General features: G+C 66.5%; 14 protein-coding genes. 9 read left to right on the top strand and 5 right to left on the bottom strand.

All coding sequences use genetic code 11. The features are described 5' to 3' along the window. Position 1 precedes the first annotated feature (1 nt). Positions 2-1,234: a hypothetical protein gene (locus OG494_RS24530; protein ID WP_328442860.1), complete on the bottom strand. Its 1,233-nt coding sequence runs from the start codon at positions 1,232-1,234 to the stop codon at positions 2-4. Further along, positions 1,227-1,706 carry a hypothetical protein gene (locus OG494_RS24535; protein ID WP_328442861.1) on the bottom strand — a complete coding sequence of 160 codons (480 nt, stop codon included), beginning with the start codon at positions 1,704-1,706 and terminating at the stop codon, positions 1,227-1,229. Before OG494_RS24535 ends, OG494_RS24530 begins: the two co-directional genes overlap by 8 nt. Positions 1,707-1,952: 246 nt before the next feature. Here OG494_RS24535 and OG494_RS24540 point away from each other — a divergent pair, with 246 nt between their 5' ends. Next, positions 1,953-3,185 carry a cytochrome P450 gene (locus OG494_RS24540; RefSeq protein WP_328442862.1) on the top strand — a complete coding sequence of 411 codons (1,233 nt, stop codon included), beginning with the start codon at positions 1,953-1,955 and terminating at the stop codon, positions 3,183-3,185. Here the strand turns inward: OG494_RS24540 and OG494_RS24545 are convergent. Further along, a complete protein-coding gene (locus OG494_RS24545) occupies positions 3,139-5,397 on the bottom strand; it encodes an ATP-binding protein (RefSeq protein ID WP_328442863.1) in 2,259 nt (752 codons plus the stop codon). The two genes, OG494_RS24540 and OG494_RS24545, sit on opposite strands and share 47 nt — an antisense overlap. A gap of 875 nt (positions 5,398-6,272) precedes the next feature. On the opposite strand from OG494_RS24545, the gene OG494_RS24550 reads away from it, so the two are divergent. The 8 genes from OG494_RS24550 (at position 6,273) to OG494_RS24585 (ending at position 15,290) form a co-directional block, all read left to right on the top strand. Beyond that, positions 6,273-8,192 carry a S53 family peptidase gene (locus OG494_RS24550; protein ID WP_328442864.1) on the top strand — a complete coding sequence of 640 codons (1,920 nt, stop codon included), beginning with the start codon at positions 6,273-6,275 and terminating at the stop codon, positions 8,190-8,192. Positions 8,193-8,274: 82 nt separating this feature from the next. Then, positions 8,275-9,144 (top strand): L,D-transpeptidase, encoded by an 870-nt coding sequence (locus OG494_RS24555; protein WP_328442865.1) that lies wholly within the window; start codon positions 8,275-8,277, stop codon positions 9,142-9,144. A 34-nt stretch (positions 9,145-9,178) separates the two neighbouring features. Further along, positions 9,179-9,931, top strand: a complete 753-nt coding sequence (locus OG494_RS24560; protein ID WP_328442866.1) for a hypothetical protein — start codon at positions 9,179-9,181, stop codon at positions 9,929-9,931. Positions 9,932-10,080: 149 nt separating this feature from the next. Next, positions 10,081-11,187, top strand: a complete 1,107-nt coding sequence (locus tag OG494_RS24565; protein ID WP_328442867.1) for a hypothetical protein — start codon at positions 10,081-10,083, stop codon at positions 11,185-11,187. 22 nt (positions 11,188-11,209) lie between these two features. Beyond that, the gene (locus OG494_RS24570) at positions 11,210-11,683 is read left to right on the top strand and encodes a cupin domain-containing protein (protein ID WP_328442868.1); all 474 of its coding nucleotides are present in this window, start codon (positions 11,210-11,212) and stop codon (positions 11,681-11,683) included. 110 nt (positions 11,684-11,793) lie between these two features. Further along, complete coding sequence (locus OG494_RS24575) at positions 11,794-11,991, top strand: hypothetical protein (protein WP_328442869.1); 198 nt, start codon at positions 11,794-11,796, stop codon at positions 11,989-11,991. Between the two features lie 2 nt (positions 11,992-11,993). After that, a complete protein-coding gene (locus OG494_RS24580) occupies positions 11,994-13,103 on the top strand; it encodes a 3-oxoacyl-[acyl-carrier-protein] synthase III C-terminal domain-containing protein (protein WP_328442870.1) in 1,110 nt (369 codons plus the stop codon). A gap of 1,854 nt (positions 13,104-14,957) precedes the next feature. Then, positions 14,958-15,290, top strand: a complete 333-nt coding sequence (locus tag OG494_RS24585; RefSeq protein WP_328442871.1) for a hypothetical protein — start codon at positions 14,958-14,960, stop codon at positions 15,288-15,290. A 101-nt stretch (positions 15,291-15,391) separates the two neighbouring features. Here the strand turns inward: OG494_RS24585 and OG494_RS24590 are convergent, their stop codons facing one another. Together OG494_RS24590 and OG494_RS24595 are read right to left on the bottom strand one after the other, a co-directional pair. Further along, positions 15,392-16,936: a recombinase family protein gene (locus OG494_RS24590; RefSeq protein WP_328459009.1), complete on the bottom strand. Its 1,545-nt coding sequence runs from the start codon at positions 16,934-16,936 to the stop codon at positions 15,392-15,394. 1,111 nt (positions 16,937-18,047) lie between these two features. After that, the gene (locus OG494_RS24595; RefSeq protein WP_328442872.1) at positions 18,048-18,314 is read right to left on the bottom strand and encodes a ribbon-helix-helix protein, CopG family; all 267 of its coding nucleotides are present in this window, start codon (positions 18,312-18,314) and stop codon (positions 18,048-18,050) included. Between the last annotated feature and the right edge of the window lie 82 nt (positions 18,315-18,396).

Consider the following 18,396-nt stretch of genomic DNA (forward strand, 5'->3'; position numbering starts at 1 on the left):
TCTACTGACTCAGCGACCCCGCTTCGCTGAACCTGCCGCGCTGCGTGCTCATGTCCGCGGCCATGTGCCGCACCCGGCGGTGGGTGAGCGTTTCTCCGATAGCGGCCAGCCACCTGGTCCGGGCCAGGTCGTCGACATGAAGGCGTTCGGTCTCCGGCCACCACGCGACGGACTCCGCCTCATCACTGTCGCGGCAGTAGCCGTTGGAGAGGTGCTCCGCGGACGGCTGTGACAGGTGCGCGACGACGATGGAGATCGCGATCTCGATCTCGACAGCCGTCGCCGTAGGGTCGGCGACATGGACGTAGAGGGCAAGGTCTCGTAGGTGATCGCGTATCGCACGGCGCGTCTGGTCGTCGATTAACTGCTCGACGATCAGGAGGGCATCCTCGATCTCGACCAGCATTTGGGTCAGGGTCAGTGGGGGCTGACGGCGGTGGGCGAGCAGCACCCGGACGCGCTTCCACAGGCGCTCGATCGCGGCTTCCCGGCGCTTCGTGCGGCGCCGGTCCAGCCAGTCGAACAGTCGCCGGGTCGCCGTGGCGAACAGCGACCCGGCGACGAACAGGACCAGGCCTGCGGCGTCGGTGAACACTGCGAAATGCGTACCGCGGGGCGGATGGTGCGGCTCGAGCAGCAACCGGAGCACGACACCGAGGCGCCAGGACAGTCCGACCAGCGACACCGCGACGCCCATCTGGGCCAGGGCGACGCCGCCGCGCACCCCGGCCACCTCACCCCGCGCCACCATGGTCAGCCCCAGCAGGAGCAGCGCGAGCCAGCCGACCATGTAGGCCAGATAGATCGCGCTGTAGAGCTGCGAGGACCACGTAGGGTTTCGGGGCGACCCGAACCAGGACGTATGGGCCCCGGCCAGCACGTACAAGGTGACCATCGCCGCGGCGCAGGCCGCGAAGATCGTGACCACCGCCGGCATCGGGAGACGAAGCTGCCCCAGGGTGTGCAGGAACCCGGCGGTGAACACCATGGCTGCCATTGCCAACACGTTGTGGACCACGATCGCAGCGTTGTGCAAGCCGGTCAGGTGATCGACCCAGTCCAAGGTCATCGGGTCCCCGGCAGCCAGCGACACCGCCATGCAGGCGACGCCGACGGTCAGGAAGTGCCGACTGAGCGCGTAGCCGCTACCGCGGTTGACCAGCGCCTTGCGAGCTGCCTCGATCACGCCCGCGGCCGCAGCGCCGAACCAGAGGCACGAGACCGCGTCAGGCATCTGCGCACAAGTGCCGCCGAGACCCGAACGCCGCACGCAGAGCCGTCCGCCCTGGTGGCAGCCGATCGCGATGGCGCACCGCCCCAGCCTTCACGTGTTCCCGCAGCAGGCACGCGAACTGCTCGGCTTCGACCTCCCGGCAGTCATCAGGGCGCGTACGACGGCCGCAGGCATAGTCACCGGGATGGCCGAGCATCCAGTGCCCGACCTCGTGGAAGGCAATGTGGGCAGCGTGCGCCGGCACAGCCTTCCCCGTGACCATCAGCCAGCACTCCTCACGCGAGCGCGCCAGCAACCCGCTGGCCCCACCGCGTCTCGTCGGCAGCCGACCCAAGACCACCGACATGCCGCGTTGCCGTCCCACCGCATCGAGGAAGGCACGCAATTCGAATGGATGACGGATCGGCAGCGTGCCGATGATGGCTTCGCAGCGCCGAACGAACTCCTGATCCCCGTGTTCTGTGGTGCTCAACGTTCACCCCTGTGTATTCGACCGTCCAGCCGGTCCCTGCCGGCACCCCTTACCCGCCCCGGCCCTGTCGATCTTCATCGCAGCAGGTCAGAACGTTGCAGCCATAGTGACGGACACGCTCCGCAATCGCGGTACCTTCTCACCACATTCGGCCCACATGTCGGCGATGCGGAGTCCACATTCTTTTCCACATCGTCCCGCTAGGCCCCTTGACCTGCACCATTCACGGCCAGTAGCCAGATGGATATGGTTCTGCAAACGGGGGGCGCCGCGGCGCAAGATTCAGGGACCGATCCGAGGGATCTGGCGTGGTCGTTCAGCCACCTCGATCCCGCCATCGCCGAAACCGCCTACGACACGCTGGGAGCGATCCGCCGCGGATGTCCGGTGGCGCGCAGCGGCGAGCTTGACGGTTTTGTCCTGGTCACCGGGTACGACGAGATCCGGGAGGCCGCGCGCGCCTCGGACCGGTTCAGCGCGCACGTCGACGGGCTGGGCGCGGCGGCGGTGGTCACCGAGATGCGGGAGGCCGTCGCGCCGATGTTCGAGACCGACGAGGAGCATCACCACCAGTGGCGACGGCTGCTGCAGGACTTCTTCACTCCGGCGGTCGCGGCCGAGCAGGAGCAGTACGTCCGGGCGGTCTGCCGGGAGGTGCTGCAGGAGCTGATCCCCCGCAGCGAGGCCGACCTGGCCGAGGCCTATACCCAGCAGGTGCCGCCGCTGGTGATCGGGCGAGTACTCGGTTTCACCGAGCTCGAGCGGGCGTGGCTATCCGAGCATGCCCGTGCCTTCTACGGTGCCGAGACGCTCACTGAAGCCCGGCAAGCCGGCCAGATCTACGCGGACTTCCTGCTCGAGCACATCCACGAGAGCCGCGCTCATCCCAATCGCGACCTGCTCTCGCAGATGGTGTTCAGCGAGGTCGACGGACGGGCCGCACGCGATGACGAGCTGGTCAAGATGACGATGCTGATGGTCGCCGCCGGGCATCTGACCACCGCAGACGCGTGTGCCACCGCGATCCTCGTGCTGCTGGAGAACCCGGTGCTGCGGGAGCTTGTAGCAGCCGAGGCGGCAGCGCTGGAGGCGTTCGTGGAGGAGCTGGTCCGCTACGAGCCTGCGGTCGCCGCTACCGGGCGCACCGTGACCACCGAAACGGAACTCGGTGGCGTGCCACTGTCACCCGGAGATCGGCTGCTGCTGGCATGGGGCAGCGCCAACCGCGACGAACGCGTCTTCGCCGATGGCGACGTGTTCCGTCTCGACCGCGACGGCGCCGCGCCCCACCTCGGATGGGGTGCCGGCGAGCACCGCTGCCTCGGCCGGCATCTTGCCCGCGTCGAACTGCGCGTCATGCTCACGGAGCTGCTGCGCGCGCTGCCCGGGCTGCGGCTGCAGTCCGGCGCCGCGGTGCGACGGACGTTCGGGGTCATCCGCGGCGTCGCTGCCTTGCCGGTGCAGTGGGAGCGCAGGTAGGCGCGGACCGAGCCTGGTACCACTCGGCGAGTTGTCTGCGACCGTCCAGGCCCAGCAGGTCATAGATCGTGCTCAGTTCGTTCTCGACCGTACGAGTGGAGAACCGCACGACGGCTGCGATCTGCGGATTCTTCAGCTTCCTCGCGACCAGCTTGGCGATCGTCCACTGCCGCTCGGTCAAGGCCGGCTCCGGCGGAGAGTCGGCGTCGCCGAAGGCGAGAGCCACGATCTGCTCGTCGGCGAGCCTGCTGCCCTCGCGGTAGGCCGCCGTCGACTCCACCGGTCCGAGCACCAATGCGATCGCGGCTTTTGCCTTTCCACGGTGGTACCTGAAACCAGCCAAGCCGTTGAAGTGGACGCCGTGGCGGGCTTGCAGGCTGTCCGAGCCGCCGATCCGCCGGGCTGCGCCGACGTAGTCGCCGTCGCTCGCCAGTTCCCAGGCATTCCTCTCGACCCACCATCCCGGCCCCCAGAGGTCACCGAGGGCGATCTGGCGGCGCAATGGCTCGGGGTTGTCGGTCACGGGCTCGGAGCACTCGGGCAGCCCGCGCGTCCACTCCGCCCACGTCAAGGCCCACTCGGCGCCGCCGCGGCTGGCCTGGGCCACGCAGCATCGCGACATTCGGTCCGCTTCCTCGGCGGGCCCGAGCAGACCCGCCGTCATGGCGTGAAACAGATCCGCCATGTACGCGGCCACGTTGGCTCCCGCAGCGCGGAACCCCGCGCTGGCAGCCGCCAGCTTCACGAACCCGCTCCGCAGACCCAAGGCCAGTGCCTCATAGGTGCCCTCCGCGAACTGGACGGCCGGGGCGTCGCCCTTGCCTGCCTTACGAGCCAGGTGCACGCACTCGTCCAGGAGTTCTTTGCCGCGTGCTTGTTCGCCGAGGGCGATCCAGACCCAACTGACCATCGCCAGTGCCGAGATCCGTACGTCTGAGGCGACCGCCGGTCCATCGCGCAGCAGATCCTCGACCTGGTGGCAGACCTGGATCTCGGTGGCGAAGAAGAACGGTGCCCGCGTCAGGAGCACATCCACCATGATCGCCAGGCCGCGCTCGACGTCGTCGTGCTCCGCACACCACGCCACTGCCGCGATGATGTTGCGGGACTCGGCGTTGACCAGGTCCAGCCACCGGACCTCCTCAGGCCCGAAACATCGTTCGGCCGCGCACCTGACCAGCCTGGCCACCCAGCTGCAGTGCCGTTCGCTGATTTCGTCGAGCTCGCCGAACGTGCTCAGGCTGCGCCTGCCGTACTCGCGCAGAAAAGTGTGCTGGCGGTAGCGCGCATCGGCGGAGGCGCCTTCGATGATCGAGTGCCGCACTAGGTGGTCCAGTGCCGAGAGGATCTCGTCACAGTCGATCAACTCGTCCGCGCAGACCTGTTCGGCGGCCTCGAGAGTGAATCCGCCGGTGAAGGCCGTCAATCGTGCCCAGACCCGCTGTTGCTGCGGTGAACACAGATCCCAGGACTCGGTGATGGCGATGTCGAGCGCGAGGTGGTGCGAGGGGATCCCGCGCGCACCGGCACCGTACTTCAGCGACTCTCCGCCCTGAAGCCGGTCGAGGACCACCGCCGGTGCCCGGCCCGCGCCCAGCTGGGCCGCGATCAGTTCCAAGACCAGCGGCACACCTGCCGACCAGCGCACCAGATCGACGATGGCCGACCAGTCGTCCTGTTCGGTCAGCGGCCGCCCGGCCGTGACAGCGCGGTCGGCCAGGAGCCGGACTGCCTCGCTCCGCTCGGCCGCCGCGCGGTCCGCGTGCTCGGCGGGAGTTGACAATGGGCCCAGGTGCACCCGGTGCTCGCCCTGGACGTCCAGGTATGCGCGACTGGTGGCGATCACCTGCACGGTGGCGGTTTCGGTGATGATGCGGTTGACCAGGTCGGCGACGGTGTCCAGCACTTGCTCGCAGTTGTCCAGCACGATCAGCACGCGTCGATCATGGACGTGCTCAATCAGCACGTCGACAAGGTCGGCACTCGGCTGGTGATGCGAGATGCGTAGTGCTGCGATAAGCAAGTTGCAGATCCGGTGCAAGGTGTCCGGCGTATTCGCATTTACACCGAGCTCTGCGAGCCGGATGAATACGGCCGCGTCGTAATGCTCGTTCATCTGCATGAGCACTTCGCCGGCGAATCGCGTCTTACCGACCCCGGGTGAACCGGTCAGAGTCACCGTCCGATCGCCGGCGTTCAGCCGCTCGCACACCCTCACCAACTCGCGGGATCGCCCGAAGAATGTCGTCAGGTGGACACCGGCAGGCGGCTGACCAACTGATCTGCGAATGCGGCTATCCACCGCAACGGCTGCAGTTAAGCCGGCCGGCACCGGCCACAGGATTCGGTCGCCTCAAGGTCTCGCGCACTTCCCCTCCTCGCACCACCGCGTCCCGTCGGTTCGATCGACGGGACGGCGCTCACTCCGCTCGTGCCACTCTCCGTGGCAGCTGTCGTACCACCCGTGGCCTGCGAAGATCGACCATTCGACAACCAAGCACCCGATTGGGTTAATCCTCAACGTACTGTCCGCGTCGAAGCAACACCGGACCGTGAACGACCGTTTCACTCAGTCGACAGAAACCGGCGCCGCGACCATGCTGACGGTGCGAACCCGCACAACTACTTGCCGCAACAGTCTGCAGCACTGCCGATACGCGCATGACTATTTGAACAACAAGACCACCACAAGCGTTTGACTTTTCTTCGGAACTGGTTAGTGTTCGTCACAACAAGGCAGACTCGTGCTCCACCCTGGGGAGGCGTGGAATCCAGCGCGGTCAGCCCGACACGTAGGGACATTCTCGTGTTTCCACTATTCACTCCGCGCCGTGCACAGATCGCCCGCGGACCGCCCGTGCCGCGCTCTCGACAGTAGTACATCGTCACGCGTCCGACGCTGCTTCGGGATTCCCGATCAGCGACCTCCACGGTCGGTCCACACGGCCGACCTTGTGGCCCTTGACGTCTCCGCTCAGCCCACTTCGCGCATCCCTGGCTGCGGCACGAGGCACACCCTTCAGCACGGTCGTTGCTCGACTGACACCGTGTTGGATGGATTCCCTTTGTATTCAAGGAGAAACCTCGATGCACAGCCGTCTTTGGCATGTCCTCGCCGCGACCGCGGCTCTACTCTCCTCCGCAACAGCCACCGCCGTCGCAGCACCCAGCACCTCTGCCGGCGACACCGGTGATCGCGCGCAGATCGCCTGGAGCATCCCCGGCTGGGCCAACGCTCACACGGAAGTTGCCCGCGCCAACGGAAGCACCGTCCGGCACATTCAGGTCGCCCTGGCACTGCGCGATCAGACTGGCGCCGAACACTTCGCCGCCCAGCTGGCCACATCGGGCAGTGCGGAGCACGGCAAGTTCCTGTCCTCGCAGCAGTTCCTTGACCGGTTCGCCCCCACCCAGGACACCGTCGATCAGGTGTCACACTGGCTGGCCGAGCAGGGCCTGCATGTGACCGGGGTCAGCGGCAACCGACACTTCGTCGACGCCGACGCCCCCACTGCGGTCCTGGAGTCGGCGTTCGGCACCCGGATCTCCGCTTTCCGCGCCCGCATCAACGGTGCGGTCCGCACCCTGACTGCACCTGCGTCACCAGTGACCGTGCCGACCTCGCTGCGTGCCTCGATCACCACGGTCCTTGGCCTGGACGACAGCACCGCCCTGCTCAAACCCCAGCACACCCGCCCGGTCGCAGCCGCGGCCGAACAGCACTGCGCGCGCTGGTGGGGCGAACAGACCAACACCGACGTCCCGCAGAAATACCCGGCGGGATTCCAGTCCAACTCGCTGTGCGGCTACACCGGCACCCAGATCCGCGCGATGTACAAGCTCGACAACGGCAACACCGGCGCCGGCACCACGATCGGCGTGGTCGGCGCTTACAACTCCGACACCGTCGTCGCCGACACCAATAAGGCCGCCGCCCAGCTCGGCGTGCCCCCGTTCGCCGCTGGGCAGTACAGCGCGGTCCTGCCCCAGGGCGGATTCACCGACGCGACCGAGTGCGGTGCCGACGGATGGGCCGCCGAGCAGACCCTGGACGTGCAGGCCTCGCATACCATCGCCCCGGGTGCGAAGATCCGTTACTACGCCGGGAAGACCTGCATGGGTACCGGGATCTATGACGCGTTCAACCAGGCCGTCACCGACAACGCGGTCGACATCATCAGCAACAGCTACGGCAACGCCGACGGCGAAGCCTCGCTGCCTCCGGCTGCGCGGGACCAGTTCAACAGCATGGCGCTGCAGGCCGCGATCCAGGGCCAGACCATCACCGTGTCCACCGGCGACGCCGGCAACAACTCCGGCCCCGTCGGCCATGCGACCGTGAGCTTCCCGTCCTCGAGCCCGTGGGTCGTGGCGGTCGGAGGCACTAGCGTCGGATTGGACCAGAATAACCAGGCCAAGGTGCTGACCGGGTGGGAGAACAGCGGCAACACCCAGTCCGGCAACGGCTGGGCGCCGCAGCAGGATGCCGACGGTCCGTTCGCCTCTGGCGCCGGCGGCGGCACCTCGGCGCTGTATGACGCGCCGGACTGGCAGGCCGGCGTCGTCTCGGGCAACGGCGGGAAGCGAGCCGTCCCGGACATCGCGGCGCTGGCCGACTCCTACACCGGGATGCTGGTCGGACAGACCATCAAGGGTCAGTTCGGAATCGGCTCCTACGGCGGCACCTCACTGGCCTCACCGCTGATCGCCGGGCTCGTCGCCGACGCCCAGCAGGCCCGCTCCGGCGCCGCCCGCGCCGGGCTGCTCACGCCGGTCCTCTACAGCCTGCGCGGGTCAAGCGCGATCACGGACGTCACGCCGCAGAAGGCAGGGGTCTGGACGCCGATGATGCACGCCTTCGGCGGCGTCGCCGTCCCCGGCGGACAGGGCAGCTACCTGATCGACTTCGACGCCCGCCCGCAGAACCTCCAGAGCGCCCCCGGCTGGGACAACGTCACCGGCCTCGGCACCCCCGACAGCGGCTTCATCTCCGCACTTTCCCAGTAACCACAACTTCTTTCCGCGGTAGGCCCGTTCAACAGCGGGCGGGCCTACCGCGGCCTCCATCGACCTTGAGGAAGGACTCGTCATGTCCGAGATGCCACCGCCGGCGCCGAATGGGTGGCGGGTGCTCGCGCTCTGGCTGGCCGGGATCGCGCTGGTAGGCACCGCGTGCGTGTTGCTCGCACCGTCGCCATCCACGCCCGGCGCCGCGCGCGGTACCGATCCGGTGGAGCTGGGAGTCGAGCTGGAGGCCCCGGTCGTGGCGGCCCGGGTGGTCCCGAACCTTGCCGGGCTACCCGAGGCCAGCACCTTCGGCACCGTCGCGAACGCTCCGCAGGACGCGACGCCGGAAGAGGTCCCGGACGGGCAGCTCGTGCACCCGACCACCCCGGTGCCGGTGTTCGACCAGCCTGGTGGTGCGGCCATCGCGATCCTGCCGACCACGCAGCTCGGGTCCGACACGTGGGTACCGGTGATCGCCGACGGACCGGGCTGGATTCAGGTGCTGCTGCCCTCGCGGCCCAACGGCTCCACCGGCTGGCTGTCCACCCAGGACACCACGCTCGACAGCCGGTCCACGTCCGACCGGATCGTCATCGACCGGGCCGCGTTCCGGCTCACGCTCTACCGCGACCACCAGCAGATCGGCACCTGGACCGTCGGCGTCGGCACCCCTGCCGCGCCAACACCGGCCGGGCGGACCTTCGTCCTGGCCTCGATGACCGACGCGAAGCAGAAGTTCAGCCCGGTGATCTTCCCGCTGGGGATCCACTCGGCCACGTTCACCACCTACGGCGGCGGGCCTGGGACCACCGGCATCCATGGCTGGCCCACCACCGATGTATTCGGCCGCCCGTCCAGCGACGGATGCATCCGCGTCCCCGCCGACGCCCTCGCCACCTTCACCAACCCGGCCGAACCGGTGCCCATCGGCACCCCGGTCCTCATCCGCTAACCCAACCACACCAACACTTCTGGAGAGACCAGACATGAACACCACCCGTACCGCCCTCGCTGCCGCCGGAGCCGGTGCGCTCCTCATCGGCACTTTCACCACGCTCGCCTCCAGCTGCACCCCCGCGACCGCAGCGCCGCCCGCCCTGGCAGCCGCCGCGGCGACGTCGACCGCGACCGGGATCTCCGTCTCCGGCGGCGAGCACCTCTCGGCCCGGCCGAGCGTGTCCAGCAGCGGCGCGATCAAGACCGCCGGCGGCTCGGTGTCCAGTCCCAGCGGCGCGGTCGTTGCCAGCGGCATCAGCCTGCACGCCGGCGCTGGATTCGCCGAAGCCCGCGTCGCGTCGGTGCGGGTCGGCGGGACCACGGTCGGGCCGTTCACCGCGACCTGCCGCAACGGCGCCATCACCACCAGCGCCCCCAAGGGCGGCAGCGGCAACCTCAAGGTCACCGGCGGCGGGCACGGCACAGCCGGGGTCATCACCGTCACCACCAGCACCGCCCCCACCCGCACGAACGGGTCCGGAGGGCCGACATCGGCCATGCCGACCGCAGGCACCGCGATCACCGTGACGGTGGCGACAGTCAGCTGCGGAGCCGGAACCCCGCCGCCGCCGACGGGCAACCCGCCCACCGGCACCCGCCCGGCCCCGACGCACAAGCCTGAAGCTCCAGGGACATCGCGGCCGGGCGTGCCGGGCCAGCGGCACCAGCAAGGCGACAACCCGGGCGACCGGTCCGCGCCCAAGCCGCAGCCGAAGCCCGGCCACGTCGCCGTCACCGGCTAACCACCGGCTGCGCGGGCCCGCGCCTCCACCTCCAACCCTCCAGCGCGGGCCCGCGCACCCTCGTCGCTCCCACGTCCCCGCCGGGCGGCCCCTCCCCACGCCCGCACCACCACTCAACCCATCCGACTCACCCACCAGGGGAGATTCTCATGTCCACACTCGTTTTCAGCCACGCCAGCCACGACTACCTCGACACTGGCATGCCCGAGGACGTCCGGGCCGTGCACTTCGTCGGCTCGCTGCCCGCCGTCCTGACCGGCGACCACGCCGCGACGATGCAGTGGTTCCTCGACCACAGCACCGACACGTCGTTGACCGGGCTGCCCTGTGATCCAGACCCGCGGTGGATCATCGACTGGCTCGACGGCCTCGCCGCCGTCGACGCCCTCGAACCCGTCCGCACCGGCGCATCCGCCGACTACGACGACATGCCGACCTACCGCCTCAAGCACTGCCACTGGCTCGAATCCGACGACCTCAGCCTCGGCCGCGCCGCACACACCGACGCCGTCATGGCCGCCCGCGCCCAGCTGCACGACGACCGCGACCTTCCACCGCACCAGGTGTCGATCCCGAACCCCTACGACCTGTCGCTGTTCACCTTCGGCAGCCCGGGTGCCGCGGTCACGCACCTGCCGGTGTTTCGCCAGGCAGTGCTCGACGACGTCCACACCATCCACAGCCGATATGGCGGCCAGGTCGTCTTCCAGCTCGAGACCCCCGCGGTCCTCGCCACACTGGACCGCACTCCGCGGCCGCTGTGGCCGGCCGCGGTGCGGGCGCTGGCCAAGCAGGTCGCGCGCGTCTTCGCCGACGGCCCGCGCGAGGCGACGTGGCGGATCCACCTCTGCCACGGCGACCTCGGCCACCAGCCCCTGTTCGCCCTCTCCGACCTGGTACCTGCGGTGCAGTTCCTCAACGCGCTGCACAAGCAGCTGCACCGGCTGCGGATCCCGATGCCCGCCGTGCACATCCCGATGTGCACCGGCACCGACGCACCGCCGACTGACCCGCGGTTCTACCGGGCGCTGCGGCACCTGCGCCGCGACATCGACGTCATCGCCGGCCTCGTTGACGAAACCCACCCCAAGGACTCCCGCACCGCGCTCGGACTCGTCGAAACCGAACTGAACCGGCCCGTCCTCGCGGTCGCCGCGGCCTGCGGCCACGGCCGTCGACTGGTTCCCGAGGCAGTCGCCAACGCCGCACTCGCGTGCGAACTCGCTCATCACACCACCGACACCCCGGCCCGCTGACCCCACGGAAAGGACCGCCGAGATGGACACCACAACCACGCCGATACCGCCCGCAGCCGGGAACCTGACCGGCGAAGACGAGACGCTCAAGCCAATCCTGCGCACCGGGATCGTGCCCACCCGCGCGCTCTCCGGTGGCCGGATGCACCTGCCCGGCGCCACCACCCTCGCCCCTCAACGCCACGACACCACCGAGACCGCGATCGCGATCATCAGCGGCCACATCGCCGTCCTCTCCGGCAACGCCATGCAGCCCTTCCATCCGCGCGCGGGCGACATGATCTACATCCCGCCGACGCTGCCGTACGCGGTGGTCAACCTCAGCAACAACGCCTCCGTCCTCGCCTTGGTCTTCCGCACCGACCCCGGATTCAGCACCGACGTGCACCGGATGCCCGAACTCGACCAACAGGTCCGCGAGCAGATCGCCGACCTACGCCGCGCCCACCACAAGGCCCTGCTCACCCGGCGCAACGGCCGCGCCCGCCGTCCCTAGCCCAGCTCGTCTCGTCAACGACGCCCCAGCATTCACGCCACATGCCGGACCATCCCGGCACCTCCCCGTCACCCGGCGTGCCAAACCACCCGCTCGACCGGGGAGACCCCATGCGCACCTGGATCACCGACACCACCCGCGACCTACTCGACGATCCACCACCTGGCGGACCGGTCACGCTCGACGAAATCTCCGCCTGCGCCGGCATCACGATCCACCACCTGCGTGCCTACTACGGCTCGGTCGACGCCGTCATCACCGATCTCACCGCCGGCGCATCTATCGCTGCCCGGTCTAGGCGGTGCTGACAATGCAGTGGAAGAACTTGCATATCCGCGGCGTCGGAGCTGCCCTCGGCGACATCGTCGCTGTCGAGGACCTCGAGCCTGCGCGGACGCTGCACGAGGCGACCAGCCAGCGCGGTGTGTCGATCGCCCGCAACAGCACTGGAATGGACTTGGCGATCCGCGCCGGCCGCAACGCCCTCGCCAGCATGGCCATGACCACCACCGGCCCGCTGCCCGTCCCCGACATGCACTTCCACGCCGCGATCTGGCGCGGCAGCCGCGGCATCGACTTCTGGTCCCGAGCCGCCTACGTCCGCTCCCGTCTCGGCCTGCCCGCCGGCCGCGGCATCGCCACCGAGTTCAACGCCATGAGCAACAGCCTCGTCGGCGGCATCGACATCTCCGCCCGCGTCCTCGCCGGCAGCCCCGACCTCGACACCGTCCTGCTCACCGGCGGCGAAACCTTCGGCCCACCCGCCTTCGACCACCTCACCGCCGACCACGGCATCGCCTACGGCGACGGCGGCTCCGCCCTCATCCTCGGCCGCCACCGCGGCCTCGCCCAGATCCTCGCCACCAGCTCCTACACCGACCCCACCCTCGAACAGCTCCACCGAGGCAACGATCGGTTCCTCCCCGCCGGTACTACCGAACTCGGCATTGAACGCATCCACGAACGCAAACGTCAGTACACCGACGTCGTCGGCGCCGCCTCGGTCACCCGCCGCAACCACGAGGGCGTCCGCGCCGTAATCGACGAAGCACTCCACGACGCCAACCTCAGCCTCGACCAGCTGCGCTGGGTGCTGCTGCCGCACTACGGCCGGCACCTGCTCGACACCCACTGCCTTCGACCCCTCGGCATTACGACCGACCGCACTTTGAGCCACGCAGGGGACCAGTGGGGCCACATCGGTCCCAACGACCAGCTCATCGGACTCACCCACTTGCTCACCCGCGGCGCCGTCGCCCCCGGCGACCACGTCGCGCTCCTCGGCATCGGCATCGGCATGACCTGGACCGCCGGGATTGTCCGAATCGACTCGGTCCCAGACGGCCTGAGTGCACTCGCGCCGCCCCTGCGCTGGCCCTGGCGCAGAACAGAGCGCCAGCAAGAACCCGCAGCGGACTGACCGACTTACAAGCGCCCAGCCAGAGGAACCAAATGGCAAACCTCTACTCCCCGACAGACCTGGACCGCGCTCTCTTTCAGGCGCCCTTCATCGTCATCAACGCCGACAACGCTGTACACGGTATTGCCTACGAACTCGATGAAGCCGTTCACATCCTCAACACCGAGGCCGCCGCGCGATCGCTCGTCGGCACGTTGCGCCCGCCGATGTTCGCGATCGACATCGACCCCGACGACACCGGAGCAACTCCCGAGGCGGGCGACGCCGTCGCCGAACAACTCATCCTCTGGGCCGACCGTTACGGCCTTCCATGGCTACGCCGTGACTCCGGGCGCGACGGCCACGCTCACCTCGTCATCAAGACACCCGATTGCCTTCGTCACGAACTCAACGCTGTCGCGAACGCTGTCGCGATCCGACAAAACGTCGCAACAACGGTACGGACCTCGCTGCGGCTGACTTCGGCACCTCATCGACACAGCCTTCCCTGTCCGCTTCGGGGAGGCACACTGGTTCTCAACGATCTCCCACCTTCAGCGACGACGAAGCGCCGCCCAAACCGCACACTGAGCGCTCCACCACGCGCCTCGTACAGCGGACCCAGCAGGTCCGAAGGCGAATACGGGCATGCGTTGGCGCTCGCCCGCGCCTGCTTCACGAGCCTTCAAGCCTGGGCATACGCAAACCTCGCCGGCACGAAGGCCCGCGAGATCGGCGAGACTGCATGGCGGCGGTGGATCTGGGCGCCTGCAACCACGGTCGTTGCAGCTGAACGACATCTCAGCGAGCGTCAAGCGTGGCAGATATTCCGCGACGCCTCACCTATCCAAGCTCGGCATCTCGGGCAAGCCGGCTGGCACTACACCCGCTGGCTTCCTGCCGTCGATCAAGCCGCGCAGTTTCGGCCACGCCGTAGATCGCTGCACCGAACGCAGCTGGCCCAGCCAGCCAGCGACGCCACAGCCAACTCCAAGGCGAACAACGAGGCAATGCAACACGCAATCGACGCGTTGCTCAGCAAGTCATCGTCGGGCAGCCGGATCATACGGTCATCGCCGACTGAGCCGGGCGTGCAAGTTCGAAGCATGCGAGCCGCCCTCGCAGCACTGGCCCACGCCATCGCCGTAAAGGACGGATCGATATCCGTCAGAGAGTGGGCCGAGAGGTCCCACCTCGATCCCAAAACGGTGCGACGAGCACGGGACGTAGCTCTTAAACTCGGCATCATCAAGTTGACACAGCAATACCGAGGCGGAAGTCACGATTCTGATGCATTCACGTTGCCAAAGACAGATCTCCGAACTTCGCATCTTTCGAGCAAAACTTCCCCCACTTCGTACACCCCCAAGACTGGCAACGCTAACGTCTCACGGCTGCAAGCGCAGCATCACAAAGATCGCATCGCCTGGACCACATACCTCTCGACGACAAACGAAACGAAGCGCACAAATACCAGTTCAACATTTTCACAAAAACCTCCCCGGTTGATCGCGTACGAGGAGGAAGTACATGTCTACAAATATCGAGGCAGAGCCCCATCGGTATGCACTGATACTTCCATCAATGCACCTACCTTTCCACTCCAGAGAACTACTAGAACAAGCCCTAGCTCGTTCCGGTCGAGTCGGTCCAGTGTTCATTCTGCAAACTGGACAACTCTTCTCTCCACTACCCGCGAGGCGAACTTCCTACCAAGTCCAGTCAGATCACTTGATCGAGTGGACGATCGAGAACCTACTCCATCCCATTCGAGCCCACTTCACAGGGCCACTTATTATCGCGGCAGCAACCCCGGATACACCGCCCTACAGAGCACTTCGACAAGTCCATATCCCCGGGCTCCAGATAAAGATCATGAAGACGCCGTTCTTTATTGCCCCAGGCTGGCTCGTAGCGGATGACGCCCCCCAGAATACCAACCAACATATCCCCGGACGCGACAACCTGCGACACGCGATGCTGTCCAACTCTTCCATACTTTCCGGAACAACCAACACTTTGACCGACCTGCGACATACCGTTATCCATCGCGATCACACTCATAACACTGTGCGAGCAGTCGAGATCGGCACGCTTGCCGACATCAAGCTCGCGCGCAAAGCAGGCCACAATACCCAAGGCTGGCGGAACGGATTCGCCACAATCCGACTGTGCGATAGCACCCTCACCATTGAAGCCTCACATTAAGTCGATACCCTGGCAACGAAATGAATGGCAGCCAACCTCACCGAAACGATCACTCGACGGTCCAGCTACGATCACATCATCGCCGCAGTATTGCAGCGAGACTAACCTTCACCGCTCGCCCACACGGGCACTTCATACCCTGGAACACGTCGACGAAGCAGCACCTCAGGAACAATGAACTCCAGCTTCAGCGGATCTGTCCACGCCATCACCCGAACACCCGAGTCCAGCATGAGCTGTCGCCGCTCGACGTCATCCATCCGAACCCATGCCTGACCATAGGTCTCTCCAGTTCCTACATCGCGCCACTCGTCCGGCGCACTCGGCTGCTGCTCAAGTTCAACGATCCGTTGGTCCAGGGCTGCCATCTGCGCACGAATTCTGCTTTTCGCACGCTCGGACCGAGCTTGCGCAGCGAACAGCGTCAGCTCAGTAAGTGCAGCTTCCGCTTCCTCCAGAGCTGCCGAAGTGTCGTTGCCGGGGATCAGTACGGATTCTGTGACCTCGACATCGCCGATATGACTAAGGAGCTGCTCTTCGGTAAAGTCTCGCAGAATCTCCGCTCTAATATTCCTCCCATCACAGTCACCGCCAGTTACATTCGTTGCGCATTTATAGTACCCGTACGTCTTCCCACGCCTCGTTGCTCCCTGCCGATACAACCTGGCGCCGCAACCGCTGCAGAACACCACTCCGAGCAAAGGAGTCGTCTTTTCGCTTCGATTGCGAGTACCTTTACCGTCAACTAAACGGTCTTGCAGCTGCTTCCACTCGGCCACAGAGACAATGGACTCTCCCACCTTGACTAACACGCCGTCCGGTCCGACCACTGGCCGTCCCTCGTGGCTCATGAGACCTCGAAGAGAATCCGAAGTCAGGATCGACCTCACCGTCGAGACGTTCCACTTGAGACCTCGGGTCGGCCTACCAGCCTGCTGACGCCTGAGATCCTGTGGCGACAAGACACCCCGATGCGTCAGCTCCTTCGCGACAGAATTGAGCGACTTCCCTGCCAGGATCGCCTCGACCATGTACCTCGCATGCGGATAAGCTTCAGGGTCCCGATACACACCGTACCCTGGACCGTCCTCGCGAGGCTGGGCCCGCAGCCCATACACAGGTGCACCACCAGCCCACCTTCCAACTTGCCGCAACTTCTCGCGGCTACCGGTAGTGCGTTCTTTGATCGCCGTCCGCTCAACTTCGGCGAAGATCGCCGCGAGCTGGATCCAGACCCGGCCCATCGACGTCTCCGAGTCGATGCCGTCGTCGACACATACGATGCGCTTATCCCGATCAATACACCACCGCAGCAGGCGCAACGTGTCTTCAGCCGACCGGCTGATGCGGTCCAGTTTCCAGGCAACGAGAACATCCCAATGCTTGGCTTGCGCATCGGTCAGCCATTCACCCAGTCCTCCACGTTCAAACGGCGACACGCCCCCTGATACATCCAGGTCTTCGGCAACGTGCACGACACGACCACCGTTCCCGCTCGTCCACCACTCGATTCGGTCACGTTGCCGCGCAGGTGACGTACTCTCATCGGTTGCACGACTAAGCCGGACAGCACCCAAAATTCTTAGCTTTCCTCCCACACAATCAGCGTAGACATAGTTGCAAACGCTAGCAAACCCATCTCCCACAAAAGGGTTACTTCGTTCGATAACCAAGCTCTAGCCAGCCACTAAATCCACGCAAGTATGCCCGTAAGCCGCTTTACCAGTGGATTCGTTGGCGCTGCCGACCGATCGAACGTTGAACCCTGGCCTGAACATCTCGCCTGCCGGTACCCACAGCGCCCGGACAGGCAGGCCTGCCTCGCACGCCGAAGGCCAGATTTCTGACACGTCGCCGACCGCCGATTACGGCGCCACTGTCAGTCCTACTAAGTCCGGGCTGCGCTTGTTCAAGCGCAGCCCGGTGGGCACCCACCCAAGCCCGAGTACGTCTCGAGCACGACAATTATGGCGCACCACGTTCCGCCCAATGCATCCACCGCAGCCGCACTCAAGCAGACCGCGGCCTGCGACCGCTTCGCCGGCGATCGGGAGTAGCTGGTCTGGCTGCGCGGGCCCCCGGCCGAGGCTGCTGCGGCGTGCCAGGACCTCGCGGCCGCGTTTGGGAGCCGGACTCATTCTGGCCACCGAACCTGCCGGGCCGCTGCCGTCATCGAGATCGGACGCCACAACGCAGGACGAACTGCAGGGCGCGCTGCGTGTGTGCGACTGCGAAGCTGTGCGTCCGGCGGATCGAGGAGATCACCAGCGCCTTGCCCGGGGCCGTCGTCCTGGCGCGCAGCACCTTGAAGCGGATCGAGAAGGGCGCGAGCAGGGCGTCGCTTCGTTAAGGCCTGCCGCCAGGCCCCGCGCGAACAGCGACTGTGAGCCCGGGCGGCTGATCGGGTCGCCCAGCTCGCCGCCGGCGGCCCGGACCCGGCCGACCGGGCAGGTCGAGATGTCGCTGCGCACTCACTCCCGTCCAGTACCTCGGGAAGGCCACCGACGTCCGGCCATGCGACGAGTTCCTCTGTGCCCAGTTGGCCGCGAGCTCGCCCCTTGATCTCGACAGCCGAAGCGACACCAGTCGGATCACATGCAACCAGGCTCAAACATGAGAAGGTCCGGACGCCCTACACGTCCGGACCTTCTCGTAGCTACCCAGGCTCGACTGCACGGCACTCCCTGCCGCGCTGCCAAGGACATACGGTGTTAGACCACCCTCCCCGACGGTCCAGTGCCACGTGACGCGGACATGTCAGAGGATTATGACCTGCTTGGTGGAATCACCGGTCTTTAGCAGCACCTCTGCGCCATCCCGTTTGACGGCGTCATACACAACCTCACCGTAGCCAATGAGGCGACGGACAGCTTCGGTGAGGCTCACACCCTCGCGTTCGATCACGGCTTCGAGCGCATGGATGGTCTCAGGATTCACCGCGACGTTGATGCGCTTGGGCGGTGCCTTTTCCTTTCCCTCAGGGGTACCACGCTGGTGCGGCGCGTTGGTAGCAGCTGCGGACATACTTCTCTCCCTCGGCAGGATCGGCGCATCGGGTCCCTCACCCCGAATTTCCCGGCGCCTGTCGATCTTCTGGTAGTCGCCG

It is taken from the genome of Amycolatopsis sp. NBC_00438 (genome assembly GCF_036026695.1).
Classification (GTDB): Bacteria; Actinomycetota; Actinomycetes; order Mycobacteriales; family Pseudonocardiaceae; genus Amycolatopsis.